Here is a 14,115-nt window from a genome sequence, read left to right as displayed (position 1 = left end):
GAAAAATGAACGTGCTGGTTGGTCAGGGAAGGCGCGCTGAAAATGCGCTGCTCATGACTGGGACGCATGCTGTCCGCCTAACCCGCATTTATTTTTTCCAGAAACACTATCGAAGGCAACGCTGGGAGCGTTCCCGTAGTGGAAGGTGCGATACTGCGGTCCACGCCCGGCTTGATGCGCGCGCGCGTGACAAGGCCTAGCTGAGCAGGACCAGATTGCCAGGCAAGTAGGTGAGCCGGGCGCCGTACAGGTCGCGGATCAGCGCCAGGGCGACATCGAGCTTCTCGATGGAAAACTGCGCCTGGACACGGCGCATGCCCAGCTCTTCGCTTTGCAGGAAGATCCTGCCGGGCCGGTATCGGTTGAGTTCCTCGACCACCTGCGCCAGCGGCGTGTCATTGAACAGCAGCAGGCCGCGGCGCCAGGCCAGCACGGCATTCGAATCGGCCGGCGCTGCCAGGCGCAGCGCGGCCGGGCCGTAGCGCAACTGCTGCGACGCGGACAAGGTGGTGCGCCGCTGCGGGTGGTCGACTTCGACCCGGCCTTCAAGGCAGCTCAATTCCACGTCACCATCCGGAAGGCAGCGCACATTGAAACTGGCGGCGCGCGCCTGCAGCCGCGCGCCGCCAGTCAGCACGGTACACGCGTCCCGGCCACCCGTGACGATCTGCGCTTCACCAGCCAGCAATTCGATGAACGCGGCGTCATCCGCGCCGCGCAGGTTCAGGCGTGTCTGCGTATTCATGCGCACTTGTGCGCCGCCGGCCAGCGCCAGTTGGCGCTGCTCGCCCGTGCCCGTGCGATAGTCGGCGGCCAGTTCGCCCACGGACGGCCACAGGGCCAGCGGCGGACGCAAGGCCAGCAGCGCCACGCCCGCGGCCAGCGCGCCGCCCAGGAAGGCGCGCCGGCCGCGCGACGGTGCGCGCATGGCCTGCTCGCGCGCCACCGCGGGCGCCGCCATGCGCAGGCCGCGCCACAGCTGTCCCAGTTCCCGCGCCGCCCGGGCGTGGCGGGGACTTTGCGCGCGCCAGCGGGCGAACGCCTGCGCATCGGCCTGGCTCGCCCGGCCCGAGCGCAGGCGCACCAGCCATTGCCTCGCCTGTTCCTCGATATCGCCGTAGCTGTCGTTGCTGTGTTGGGTCATGATGAAGAATCGTATCAGAAACGGCGTGGGCCGCCACGGGCGGCCATGTCGGCCGGGGCGCCCACGTATTGCTGGCAATGTCGCAGGGCGTGCCGCAACTCTTTTTCCACCAGGCTCAGCGAAATATCCAGGCGCGCGGCGATCTCGCGGTTGAGCTGGCCATCGATATGCGCCGCCAGCAGAATCTCGCGCTGGCGCGGCGTAAGCTGGCGCAGCGCCGCTTCCAGGGCGATGATCTCGCTGCGCGCCGCGACGATGCGTTCGGGATCGGCCAGTTCGTCTTCCACGTCGAACAGGGCGTCGATATCGGCATCGTTCAATTTCCGGTGTTCGCGGCGGTACTGGTCGGTGGCGACGTTGACCGCCATCTGCAGCAGGTAGGCGTCGGGATTGCGCACGGCGGTATTGCCGGGCATCGACTCCAGGCGCAGCCAGGTCTCCTGCAAGGCATCGGCCGCGCGCTCCCCGGTGCCGACGATGTATTCAAGCTTGCGGCGCAGCTGGCCATAGCGCGTCACCAGCACGCCGCGCAGGCGCGCGCGCAAGCTATCGGGCATCAGCCTGGTCCTTCGAGGGGGCCGGCTGGCAGGCACTGCCAGCGTCATCCTGGCGCAGCAGAATGGTGATCGGCTGCGGCATGGCCGGTGGTGGCGGCTCGAATACCTGTGCACGCAAGCTGCGCGAGATCACGGCATCGCGCAGCGGGCGTCCCGTGCTGCCCGCCTGTTTCAGCGTCGCCACGCTGCCCGACGCGGCGATGCGCAAGCGCAGCGCCAGACGGTAGCTGCCGGGGCGCGTCAGGGACGAGCGGCACAGGACGCGCAGCAATTGCGCCTGCACGCCGCTGACATAAGCGCCATAATCAGCACCGTCCGCATGTACAGCATCGATGGCGTCCAGGGCGATGGCGCCGCTTTCCGGCGGCAGCGGCGGCGCAGCCGGGGGCTCGCCGGCAGGCAGCTGGATGATGGCGGCATTCGCCGCTGGAAAATGGGCCTGCAGGCCGGTGCCCGACAGCATGCGCTGCAGCGCCTCCGGCGCCGCAAAGCTGCCTTCCACGGCACTGCTGTAGCGCTGGCGCAGGACGCCACTGGGCGCCAGCACGGAAATCCCCGTGATCAGGCCATACGCCCTGAGCGCGTCGGCGAGCGGCTGGGCAGGAATCTGGAACGCATACAGCGGCGGCGCGGCGTGCGCCGTTCCTGTCGCGGCGAAGCCGGCCAGCAGCAGGCATCCGGCCAGCGCCAGCACACTGAGCGACGCCGGGCTTGCTGTCATCACGCTATCGTCCTGTTCTCGAAATGGGCCGTTGCCGACGGATGCTCCATCGACAGCAGCAGGCTACACGGCAAAAGTGACACCATCGTGACACGCCGTGACCAGCCGCCTTCACCCATGCCTTTCACCCGAGGAGGAAGACAGCATGGCCGGCACAGACAAGGCCTCGCCTTTCCACGTCCGCCGGCGCCCGCTGCTCTACAGTTTGGGGGGGATCTACGCGTAGGACGCAGCCATCTGCTGCGCGATGGCGGCCATTTCGCTGCGCAGCGCTGCCGGCTCCAGCACGCTGACGCCCGCGCCAAAGCCCAGCAACCACCAGCGCAGCGCCTGCGTATTGGGTACGGTGGCGCACAAGGTCAGCGAACCATCGGCCGCCCGCTCCAGCGTCTGTTCGGCGTGCAGCCGCGTTTCGTAGAGGTGGGCGCCTGCCGCGCTGGAAAACGTGGCGCGCAGCGCCAGGGGCGCGCCACTGACAATACCGAGATGGCCGGCGGCGATGTAGGCATCGAGATTGAAGTCCGGGCATTTGCGCGCCGGCTCATAGCGCCGCTGCGCATGTTCGATGCGGTGCAGCGCCAGCATGCGGATATCGGTATAGTCGGCAAACATGCAGATCAAATAGACCACACCGGCACGCTGGGCGATGGCCAGCGGATGCACAACGGGATAGTCCGTGGCCGCTGCCGCGTCGCGCCGGCGGTAACTCAGCCCGAGCTGGCAATCCTGCATCAGGGCCTCATAGACACTGTTGCGCACCGCCTCGTCCTGCACCGGAGGCAACAGCGGCAGCATCGAGGGGATATGGCGTATCTTGTCCAGCCACGCATTCGAAGGCTCCGAGCTATCGAGGGTGGCCAGCGTGCGCTCCGCTGCCGCAAAATGGGGGCGCAAGGCCTGTGCCGTATGCGGAGGCAGCTGGTGATGCAGATGCTGCTCCACCAGTTTGAGCGTCAAGGCTTCGGGAATGGTCACGCCTGGAATACTGAAAGGCGGCGCATCACGGCGCCAGCTCCAGCCAAATGGCTTTTCCCGCGCGTCCACTTCCAGCGCAAACACGTCGCGCAAGGCCTGCAAGTCTCGCTGGACAGTGCGCGCCGTCACCACATAGCCGAGCGCCTTCAAGCGCACACAAATATTCTCTACCGACACCTTGCTCGGCGCACGCGGGATGTCCTGCAGCATGTGCCACTGGCGCAGTAGGGACTGCTGATTCGTTGCCACGACAGTATCCTTTGCATTTTAACTAACGCAGCATTTTATTTCCTATGAGAATTTTTAGAAAGAGAAAAGCAATATTTATTTATTTCATACTATTCGTGGCAATTTTTCTTGCAATAAATGTACTCGCCCTTGCTTTGAGCGCTACAGCCAGCCTTCGCGCTTCAGGCGCCGGTGCAGCCAGTAGCAGCCGCCGATGATGACGACGATCACGGCCGGATAGCTGCCGCGCCACTTCAGTTCCGGCATGAATTCGAAGTTCATGCCGTACAGGCTGAAGACCATGGTGGGCACGGCCAGAATGGCCGCCCAGGCGGCCAGGCGCTTGACCACCTCGTTCTGGCGGATCGAGATTTGCCCCAGCGCCACCTGCATGGCCGAATTGACCAGTTCGCGCATCTGCCCCGCCGTGTGCGTGACGCGCTTGACGTGGTCGAGAATGTCGCGGTAATAGATGCGGTTTTCCTTGGGCACGATGTCGCCATGGAAACGGATCAGCTGGGTGCAGATGTCATGCAGGGGATTGACGGCCGCGTCGAGCTTGAGCAGTTCCGTCTTGAGCTGGTAGAAATCCTGCAGCTTGTCTTCGGAGAGACTGGGCTGGAACAGTTGCAGCTCGTAGTGCTGGAAGCGCGACTGCAAATGGTCGATGCAGGGCTGGTACTGGTCGACGATGAAGTCGATGATGGAATAGAGCACGTAGCCAGGGCCACTGGCGAGTTTCTCGGGCACGCTTTCCTTGCGTTCGCGCAACTTCGCATAACCGGCCGAGGGGCCGTGGCGCACCGTGATGATGAAGCGGGGACCGAGAAAGACGTGGGTTTCGCCGTAGACGATGGCCTCGCCGTCCAGGGTGGCCGTGTGCATCACCATGAACAGGGTGTCGCCGTACTCTTCCAGCTTGGGCCGCTCGTGCGCCCCCTGCGCATCCTCGACGGCCAGTTCGTGCAAGCCAAACGCCGATTGCAGCGCCTGCATGGCCGTGGCGTCGGGGCCGGCCATGCCAATCCACACGAAACAATCGGGATCGCCGAGGAAGTCGCCCACCTTGTCGATGTCGAAATGGGCGATCTTCCTGCCATCGCGATACGCTTCGCAATTGACGACGGCGGCGTGGGTACTCAGGTCCATGATGGTTTTCGGCTAAGGGCGGCAATATCGGGGGGCCAGTATAGCGGAGACCAGGATAACCATGCCAACTGAGCGGGCGCATTGACATGCGGATACGCCAACACAAAAATTTGAAAAGGATAATCGGGAGTGAACGACCTCGGCGGCCTATACCGTCGAGATGACCGCATTCAGCGCGCGCCGCAACTCCTTCAGCCGGGGCGGCTTGCCCAGCACGCAGTCGACGTGTTCGGGATAGTCGCTGTCGGCCGCCAGGCGCTGGCCCCAGCCCGTGAGCATGATGATGGGCGTGGCCGGCGAGCACTGGCGCACGGCGCTGGCCACCTTGCGCCCGTCCACGTGGGGCATGCCCAGGTCCGTGATGACCACGGCAAAATGCTCGCCCCTGTCGCGCGCGGCCAGGAAGCAGTCGATGCCGGCCTGGCCGCCATCGGCGGACACCACTTCGTGGCCATCGATTTCCAGGATGTCGCGCAGCGCCTTGAGCACCATCGGGTCGTCGTCCACCACCAGGATGCGCAGGCGCGGCGGCACAAGGTGGGCCGTGTCGGGCGCATCCTCCCTTTCGTTTGCGGCGCAGGCGGGGAAATCCAGGCGCACCGCCGTGCCCTGCCCCGGCGCCGTGACGATGTCGATGCTGGCGCCATGGCGCTCCATCATGCCGTACACCATCGCCAGGCCCAGGCCCGTGCCCCGCTCGCCCTTGGTGGTGAAAAACGGTTCCAGGCAGCGGCGGCGCGTATTCTCGTCCATGCCGATGCCCGTGTCGGCCACCTCGATGCGCACCCGCCGCGCCTCTCCCGCAGCGCCGCTGCAGCTGGTGCGCACGCTCAATGTGCCGCCGTCCGGCATGGCGTCGACGGCGTTGAAGACCAGGTTCGTCAGCGCTTCGCGCAGTTCGCCCGCGCTGCCGGGCAGCATGGGCAGCGCGTCCGCCAGCTGCGTGCGCAGGGCGATGACGATGCCGCGCTGCTGCGGCATGTCGCTCCAGCGCGCGCGCGTCAGGTCCAGCACCTGCTGCGCCACCAGGTTGGCGTCGATGGGCGACAGCACCAGTTGCGGTTCGCGCTGGCGGTAGAATTCGCGCATGCGCGCCACGGTGGCGGCCACGTCGTCGATGGCGCGCTCGATGACTTCCAGGCAATGCCGGCCCTGCGGACTGAGATTGGTTTCCGTCTCCAGCAAGGACTCGGTGTACAGGGCCACGGGCGAAATGGCGTTGTTGATGTCGTGCGCGATGCCGCTGGCCATCTGCCCCAGTGCGCGCAGGCGCTCTTGCTGCATTACCGACTGCTGCGTCTGGCGCAAATCGTCGTACGCGCACTGCAGCGCGCCGTAGAGCTGCGCCTGCTTGGCGGCCAGCGCCACATGCTCGCTCAGCTGGCTGAGGAATTCGCATTCGCCGCTGGTAAAGCTGTGCGCGGCGCGGCGCGCCACGATCAGGATGCCGAACACCGTGTTTTCGGCCAGCAGCGGCGCCATGACGAGGGCGCGCAGCCCCCCTTGCGCCAGCCGCTGCGGAAACGGAAACGCCACTTCGGCGATGTCGGCTTCATATACGAGCTTGCCGCGCACGCAGCGCGACAGGCCATTCTCGTCGATGGGGATGTGCGCCTGCTCGCCCATCATGAACGATTGCGCCAGCGCCTCGCTGCGCACGCCCACGCACGTCACCTGCAGCGCGTGCGGCGACGGTTCGTACAGGCAGATGCAGCTGAAATCGACGGGCAGCTGGTCTTCCAGGCTGCGCACCACCACCTGGAAGATGCTGCGCAAGTCCTGCCGCTCGCCGATCGAGCGCGTGATCTGCTGCAGCAGGTTCAGGCGCTCGAGCTGCTCATGCACTTTGCGCTCGGCCAGCTGGCGCTCGGCGATCTGCGTTTCCAGGGCGGCATTCGTGCGCGCCAGCTCGTCGCGCGAGACGGTGGTGCGGCGCAGCTTTTCCGTCATGCCGTCGAAGGCGCGCGCCAGGTCGCCGATTTCATTCTTCGTGTGCACGCCGAGCGCAAAATCGAGCTTGCCGGCGCCGACGATCAGGGTCCCCTGGCGCAGCTTTTCGAGCGGCCCCGTGACGCTGGTCATGGTGAAATAGATCAAGCCGGCCACCAGCGCGATGATCATGCCGCCAAACAGCATCACGGCGACGTTGGCCCGCTGCTGCGTATCGAGCACGCCTTGCCGGCTCAATTCCGACAGCCGCATCGCATCCGAAATCATGCCCTGCACCTTGCCCATGATCTGGCCCGACAGGCGCGACTCCAGCTCGCCCAGCACCTCGCGCCGCTGCGGGTCCTGCCCCAGCTCGCGGTGATTCGCCACGAACAGCTCGAACAGGCCGCCCACGCGGGCCAGGTCGCCCTGCAATTCGCGCAGCAGCGCGCGCTCCTCGCCGGCGCTGAAGGCGGGCGTGGCGAGCAAGCCCGTGGCCAGCGATGCGCTGCGCAGCTGCCATTGGGCGCGCGTGCGCGCGCCATGGTGCAGCGCATATTCGATCGACAGGTAGCGCAGCGACGTGACGGCTTGCAGGATATCGGCCGCCGCCTTGTTCTTCGCCAGTTCGCGCTGCATCGCCATGCTGGTGGAAAACAGCACGGCGACGATGATGGCCACGAGCGCCACGCAAAACAGTTCGGCCAGCTTGAAGCGCGTGACGATTTTCACGGTGGCCTTTTCAATGAATGACCGTGACGGCCGATGGCGCCACGGCTTCCAGGCCGTCCAGGTAGACGGCATCGAGGAAGTTCGGCATGTCGCCGCGTTCGGCCAGCCGGCTCTTGATGGCCCAGCGCGCCTCGTCTTCCAGCGCCAGCAGCAAGCCCTGGTCGAGCACGACGCCGAAGCGGTAGCCGTGCCAGGCCGCCCGCAGGCGCGCCGTCTCGCCGGCCGACGCCGTGCGAAACAGGGCGCGCGCGGCATCGGGCTGGTCCTGGCAAAAACGCGCGCCGGCGATCAGCGCGCGCAGCACCTTGCGCATCGTCGCCGGGTGGCTGCGCACAAAGTCGCCCGTGCCGGCCAGGTTGAACAGGCCCGCATACACGTCCTCGCCATAGAAGATGGCCGCCTTGCCCGCAGTGGCCTGCGTCATGCCCGTCAGGAACGGTTCCCAGCCGGCCGCCGCGTCGACCTCGCCGCGCGCCAACGCCCCGGCCAGCTGCTCGGGCGCGTAGTTGCGCACGGTGACCTCAAAGGGCAGCAGCTTCTGGCGGTTCAGGAAAGCGTCCAGCGTGAACTGGCCCGAGGTGCCCAGGGTGACGCCGATGCGTTTGCCCTTCAGGCTGGCGGGCGTGGACACGCCGCGGTCCAGGCGCCCCACGATGCCGTGGTCGCGCTCGGCCTCGAAGATGCTGGCGATGATGACGACGGACTGGTTTTGGAGGCTGGCCAGCACCACGGGAATATCGGACACGGTGCCCAGGTCGGCCCTGCCCTGCAGCACGGCTTCCAGCGACGCCTTGCCCGACGAATACGCCTGCAGCCGCGCGTCGATGCCCTCGCGCGCGAAATAGCCGTGTGCGTGCGCGGCCAGTACGGGGCAGCTGCCCACGTATTCCGCATTCACGGCCAGGCGCAGCACTTCCACCGGGCCGGGCGGCGCAGCGGGACGGGCATAGAGGCGCCAGATGGCCGCGGCGGCCAGCGCCAGCAACAGCGCGATGGCCGCCAGCCAGGCCGCCAGCCGCACCGGCGCGGCGCCGTTCATGCGCTGCGCTGCGCCGTGGCCGACTCCAGCGCGCTGTTGATGGCTTCGGAAAACGCCTGCACGTCAATCGGCTTGGTGAGGTAGCGGTAATAGCCCGCCGCCAGCCCCTGGCGGATATCGCCCGGCCCGGCCACGGCCGTCAGGGCGATGACGGGAATATGCGCGGTGCGGGCATCGGCGCGCAGCAGCTGCATGACTTGCGTGCCGCTGATGTCGGGCAGGTCGCTGTCCATCAGTATCAGCTGCGGCAGGTGGCGGCGCGCCAGGTCCAGGCCCGTTTGCCCGTCGCCGGCCGACAGCAGGTCGAGGTCGGGGCGAAAATGGATCAGGCCCGCCACCAGGGCCAGATTCAGGGGATTGTCTTCCACATACAGCAGCGTCTTGCGGTCCGGCAGCCGTACCGTTTCCGCGGGCCGGGCAATGGCGGACAGGCGCGCACTTTCCTGCAGCGGCTGGCGCGCCGGACAACTGGCGATATCGAGCCAGAAGGTGCTGCCGCGTCCGGGCGTGCTGGCCACGCCCAGCCTGGCCTGCATGGCTTCGGCCAGGCGCTTGCTGACCACCAGCCCCAGGCCCGTGCCCTCTTCGTCGCGCGCATCGCGTCCCAGGCGGTTGAAGGGCTGGAACAGCGCTTCGAGCTGCGCGGCGCTCAGCCCGCCGCCCGTGTCGCGCACGGACAGGCGCAGCTGCCGCGCGTCGACGGGCTGGCAATCGACGTGGATTTCGCCCTGTTCCCGGTTGTACTTGACGGCGTTCGACAGCAAGTTGAGCAGTACCTGCTTGAGGCGCGTACGGTCGGCCAGCACATGCAGGCCGACCGCTTCGACGAACGTCAGGGTGATGCCGCGCTTCTGCGCCAGCGGTTCCATCATTTGCCAGCACTCGTGGTAGATGCTGGCCAGGTCCACGGGCTCCATCGACAGCGACATATTGCCCGACTCGATCTTGGCGATGTCGAGGATATCGTTGATCAAAGTCAACAGGTGCCGGCCCGCGCCGAAGATGTGCGAGGCAAAGATTTTCTTTTCCTGCGCCGTCGAGGGGATGGAGTCGGACATCAGCATCTGCGAAAAGCCCAGGATGGCGTTGAGCGGCGTGCGCAGCTCGTGGCTCATGCTGGACAGGAAATTGGTCTTTTCCTGGTTCGCCCGCTCGGCCACCTCGCGCGCCAGCCGCAGATCCTGGTTCATGGCGTCGAGTTCGGCCGTGTGCTGGCGCAGCAGCAGTTCCAGGCGCGCATTGGCGATGCGCAGCCGGCGCGTCTCCAGCGCGCGCGCCAGTATCAGCAGGATGCCCGACACCTTGAACGGCTTGACGACATAGTCGAGCGCACCGGCCTGCATGGCCAGCACGGCCGAGGCGATCGTGCCTTCGCCCGTCATGATGATGCAGGCCAGGTCCGGATCGATCTTGCGCGCCGCTTCCACCACGGCGATGCCGTTCATGCCCGGCATCATCAGGTCGACCAGCAGCAGGTCGAACGATTCAACGGCCAGCAAGGCGAGCGCCGCCTCGCCCGAAGCGATCCCCGTCGTGTCGTAGGCCTGCCCCCGCAAGGTGTCGCACAGCGCGCGCACGTGCGCCAGCTCGTCATCGACGATGAGGATACGCGGCGGCATTGATGAGCTGTTCATGCATTCTCCTGGCGCCCCACCTGCGCCTCGCGGAGCGGAGGCAGGCCTGCAAGATGCGTTTCGAGCATAACACTTGCGAATTGCCAAAAATACACGAATTGTCACGCGCACGGTGGCGCAAGGGGCTAAGTAAGCTCGGGCAGTCCCCGCAGCAGCTTGTCCAAGGTGAGCGGATAGTCGCGCACGCGCACGCCCGTGGCGTTGTAGACGGCATTGGCGATCGCCGCCGCCACGCCGCAGATGCCCAGTTCGCCCACGCCCTTGGCTTTCATGGGCGAGGACATGGGATCCGTTTCGTCCAGAAAAATGACGTCTTGGTGCGCAATGTCGGCGTGCACGGGCACTTCGTAGCCGGCCAGGTCGTGGTTGACGAAAAAGCCGCGGCGCCGGTCGACCACCAGTGCTTCCATCAGGGCCGCGCCCACGCCCATGGTCATGGCGCCGATCACCTGGCTGCGCGCCGCTTTCGGGTTCAGGATGCGGCCTGCCGCGCAGACGGCCAGCATGCGGCGCACGCGCACTTCGCCCGTGTCGCCGTCCACGCCCACTTCGACGAAATGCGCGCCGAACGTCGATTGCTGGAATTTTTTATCGAGGTCGCCGTATTCCATGTGGTCTTCGGCGACGATGTCGCCGTTCGCCGCCGCGAGCGCCAACGGCACGCTGCGCTCGCCCTGGCTCACCTGGCCGTCGGAAAAGCGCGCCTCTTTCTCATCGAAGCCCAGCTTGCCGGCGATGGCCTGGCGCAGGCGCACGCAGGCCGCGTACACGCCGGCCGTGGAACTGTTGCCGCCCCACTGCCCGCCCGAACCGGCCGAGACGGGAAAATCCGAATCGCCCAGGCGCACGACCACCTTGTTCAAGGTCACGCCCAGCATTTCCGCCGCCGTCTGCGCGATGATGGTATAGCTGCCCGTGCCGATATCCGTCATGTCCGTTTCCACCGTGATCACGCCATTGCCATCGAGGCGCATCCTGGCGCCGGACTGCATGACGAGGTTGTTGCGGAAAGCGGCCGCCACGCCCATGCCGACGAGCCAGCGGCCGTCGCGTCGCGTGCCGGGCCGGCTTTGCCGCTCTTTCCAGCCAAATTCCACGGCGCCCGTGCGCAGGCAGTCGATCAAACGGCGCTGGGAAAACGGCCTGCCCGGTTTTTCCGGGTCCACTTTCGTGTCGTTCAGGATGCGCAAGACGATGGGGTCCATGTTCAGCTTGTCCGCCAGCTCGTCCATGGCGATTTCCAGCGCCATCAGGCCCGGTGCCTCGCCCGGCGCGCGCATGGCGTTGCCTTCCGGCAAATCGAGCACGGCCAGGCGCATGGCCGTCATGCGGTGCGGCCCCGCGTACAGCAGGCGCGTCTGCATCACGGCCGTTTCCGGCTGCCCGCCTTGCAAATCGCCCGACCACGATTCATGGCCGATGGCCGTGATCTTGCCGTCGCGCGTGGCCCCGATGCGCAGGCGCTGAATGGTGGCGGGCCGGTGCGTGGTGTTGTTGAACATCAAAGGCCGCGTCAGGGCCACCTTGACGGGACGCTGCGCCGCGCGCGCACCGAGGGCCGCCAGCAAGGCTTCCGCGCGCACGAACAGCTTGCCGCCGAAGCCGCCGCCGACATACGGCGAGACGATGCGCACCTTGTCTTTTGGTATGCCCAGCGTCCGGGCCAGGTCGCCACGGCCCCAGTCCACCATCTGGTTCGCCGTCCACAGCGTCAATGTATCGCCTTCCCAGGCGGCAATCGAAGCGTGCGGCTCCATCATGGCGTGCGACTGGTCAGGCGTCGTGTAGCTGGCGTCCAGGCGCACGGGGGCATTCGCATAGGCGCTGGCGAAATTGCCCGTCTTGCTGTCGGGCTTGCCATCCTTCGGCTTGGTGGCCGTATGCTTTGCCTTGGCCAGGTCGAAAACGCCCGGCTGCTCGACATACTTGACGTCGAGCAACTGCGCGGCCGAGCGCGCCTGTTCGAAGGTTTCCGCCACCACCAGCGCGATGGCCTGGTGGTAGTGCTCGATCTCCGGGCCGCCCAGCAGCTTGGCCGTGTTCATCTTGCCTTTGCCCAATTTCCCAGCCGATTCCGCCGTGACCACGGCCAGCACGCCGGGCGCCCGGCGCGCCGCGCTGGTGTCAAACGAGGCGATGCGCCCCTTGGCAATCGCCGCGCCGACGACGTAACCGTAGGCGGCGTGCGGCGCGGCCTTGTTCTGTTCATACGCATACGGCGCCGTGCCCGTGGTTTTCAGGGGGCCGTCGATGCGGTCCGTGGGGCGGCCCACGACTTTCAGCTGGTCGATGGGATTGGTGGTCGCCGGTGTCGTAAATTTCATGGCGCTATCCTTTCTGGTCGGGTGCTTGCGCCAGCACGGCCGCTATCGTGCGCTGCGCCAGGATCAGCTTGAAGCCGTTGTCGGCGGTGGGATGGGCACCGGCCAGCAGCCGTTCGCTCACGGCGGCCGCGCCCTCGGGCATGGCCTGCTCGGCGGCAGTGTTTCTCCAAGGCTGCGGCGCGACGCCGCCCAGGGCCAGCTTGCCAGTGCCGTTGGGCAAGATGATGGCCGCCACGGACACCAGCGCAAACGCGTACGAGGCGCGGTCGCGCACCTTGCGGTAGACGTGCGTGCCGGCGACGGGCGGGGGCAAGGTCACGCTGGTGATCAGCTCACCCGGCTGCAGCACGGTTTCCACGTGCGGCATATTGCCCGGCAAGCGGTAAAAGTCGGCAATCGGGATCGTGCGCGTGCTGCCGTCGGCCCGCACCGTGTCGATGCCGGCGTCGAGCACGCGCATGGCCACGGCCATGTCGCTCGGGTGCGTGGCGATGCAGGCCTCGCTGCCGCCCAGAATGGCCAGCGGCCGGCTGAAACCGGCGATGGCCGGGCAGCCGCTGCCCGGCATGCGCTTGTTGCAGGCCTGGTTCGTGTCATAAAAGTAAGGGCAGCGCGTGCGCTGCAGCAGGTTGCCCGCCGTCGTCGCCTTGTTGCGCAATTGCGCCGAGGCGCCGGCCAGCAAGGCGCGCGACAGCACGGCATAGTCGCGGCGCACCGTGGCGTGGGCTGCCAGCGCCGTGTTGCGCACCAGGGCGCCGATGCGCAAGCCGCCGTCCTTCGTCGCCTCCACCTTGTCCAGCGCGAGGCCATTGACGTCGATCAGATGCGCGGGCGTTTCGATTTCCAGCTTCATCAGGTCGAGCAGATTCGTGCCGCCCGCGATGAAGCGAGCGCCCGGCGTGTTCACGGCGGCGGCCGCCGCTTCGGCCGGCGTGGCAGCCTTCTGGTAGCTGAACACTCTCATGCCGGCCTCCCCGCCACCTCGGTGATCGCTTCGATGATGTTGGAGTAGGCGCCGCAGCGGCAGATGTTGCCGCTCATGCGTTCGCGCAATTCCTCGGGTGTCGCCTGCGGGGCCGCGTTCAAGTCGGTGCTGACGTGGCTGGGGATGCCCTGGCGGAGTTCTGCCAGCGCGGCGACGGCCGAGCAGATCTGCCCCGGGGTGCAGTAGCCGCATTGAAAGCCGTCATGCGCGATGAAGGCGGCTTGCATCGGGTGCAGCTTGTCCGGCGTGCCCAGTCCCTCGATGGTGGTGACCCTGGCGCCGTCATGCATCACGGCCAGGGTCAGGCAGGCATTGATGCGCTGGCCGTCAAGCATGACGGTGCAGGCGCCGCACTGGCCGTGGTCGCAGCCCTTTTTGGTGCCCGTCAGCTGTAAATGTTCGCGCAAGGCGTCGAGCAAGCTGGTGCGCGTGTCGAGTTCCAGGCTGTGGCGCCGGCCGTTGACGTCGAAGCTGACTTGCATCAGCACGGGCGGGGGAGAAACACCGGCCTGGGTCGCCGTATTCACCGCTCCCGCCGCTCCCGCCACACTGGGCACGGCCACGGCCGTGGCCGACAGCGCGCCGGCGATCAGCACGCCGCGCCGGCCGGCATTGATGTGATTACACTCTGTCATCTCGCGCTTCCTCCTGGCTATGGACTGGCTGGGTGGGCGCATGCAGGCCCGAAGCACCAGTCT

At 66.7% G+C, this 14,115-nt stretch carries 11 protein-coding genes; all 11 read right to left on the bottom strand.

Translation table 11 applies throughout. The annotated features are described in order from the left end of the window. Positions 1 to 196: 196 nt before the first annotated feature. Entirely contained in the window at positions 197 to 1,144 is a 948-nt protein-coding gene (locus CLU91_RS02185; protein ID WP_100872793.1) for a FecR family protein, read from the bottom strand. Positions 1,145 to 1,158: 14 nt separating this feature from the next. After that, positions 1,159 to 1,701, bottom strand: a complete 543-nt coding sequence (locus CLU91_RS02180) for an RNA polymerase sigma factor (RefSeq protein WP_100872792.1) — start codon at positions 1,699 to 1,701, stop codon at positions 1,159 to 1,161. Continuing rightward, positions 1,691 to 2,425: an STN domain-containing protein gene (locus tag CLU91_RS02175; RefSeq protein ID WP_157814547.1), complete on the bottom strand. Its 735-nt coding sequence runs from the start codon at positions 2,423 to 2,425 to the stop codon at positions 1,691 to 1,693. The genes CLU91_RS02180 and CLU91_RS02175 overlap by 11 nt, the downstream gene beginning before the upstream one ends. A gap of 213 nt (positions 2,426 to 2,638) precedes the next feature. Next, positions 2,639 to 3,646 carry a helix-turn-helix transcriptional regulator gene (locus CLU91_RS02170; RefSeq protein ID WP_100872790.1) on the bottom strand — a complete coding sequence of 336 codons (1,008 nt, stop codon included), beginning with the start codon at positions 3,644 to 3,646 and terminating at the stop codon, positions 2,639 to 2,641. 141 nt (positions 3,647 to 3,787) lie between these two features. Then, positions 3,788 to 4,774, bottom strand: coding sequence for a magnesium and cobalt transport protein CorA (locus CLU91_RS02165; protein ID WP_100872789.1), 987 nt, complete (start codon positions 4,772 to 4,774; stop codon positions 3,788 to 3,790). Positions 4,775 to 4,921: 147 nt separating this feature from the next. After that, positions 4,922 to 7,435, bottom strand: a complete 2,514-nt coding sequence (locus CLU91_RS02160) for an ATP-binding protein (RefSeq protein WP_100872788.1) — start codon at positions 7,433 to 7,435, stop codon at positions 4,922 to 4,924. 10 nt (positions 7,436 to 7,445) lie between these two features. Then, entirely contained in the window at positions 7,446 to 8,474 is a 1,029-nt protein-coding gene (locus CLU91_RS02155; RefSeq protein WP_100872787.1) for an ABC transporter substrate-binding protein, read from the bottom strand. Further along, positions 8,471 to 10,108, bottom strand: coding sequence for a response regulator (locus CLU91_RS02150; RefSeq protein WP_232730588.1), 1,638 nt, complete (start codon positions 10,106 to 10,108; stop codon positions 8,471 to 8,473). Before CLU91_RS02150 ends, CLU91_RS02155 begins: the two co-directional genes overlap by 4 nt. A gap of 125 nt (positions 10,109 to 10,233) precedes the next feature. Continuing rightward, complete coding sequence (gene paoC / locus CLU91_RS02145; protein ID WP_100872785.1) at positions 10,234 to 12,432, bottom strand: aldehyde oxidoreductase molybdenum-binding subunit PaoC; 2,199 nt, start codon at positions 12,430 to 12,432, stop codon at positions 10,234 to 10,236. Positions 12,433 to 12,436: 4 nt separating this feature from the next. Next, on the bottom strand, positions 12,437 to 13,396 hold the full coding sequence (locus tag CLU91_RS02140; protein WP_100872784.1) for an FAD binding domain-containing protein: 960 nt from the start codon (positions 13,394 to 13,396) through the stop codon (positions 12,437 to 12,439). After that, complete coding sequence (paoA, locus tag CLU91_RS02135) at positions 13,393 to 14,052, bottom strand: aldehyde dehydrogenase iron-sulfur subunit PaoA (protein WP_100872783.1); 660 nt, start codon at positions 14,050 to 14,052, stop codon at positions 13,393 to 13,395. The genes CLU91_RS02140 and paoA overlap by 4 nt, the downstream gene beginning before the upstream one ends. Positions 14,053 to 14,115: the final 63 nt, after the last annotated feature.

Source organism: Janthinobacterium sp. 64, from assembly GCF_002813325.1.
Classification (GTDB): Bacteria; Pseudomonadota; Gammaproteobacteria; order Burkholderiales; family Burkholderiaceae_D; genus Janthinobacterium.
The sequence above is the reverse complement of the archived record's forward strand: the minus strand, read 5'-3'. Positions and strand labels throughout refer to the sequence as shown.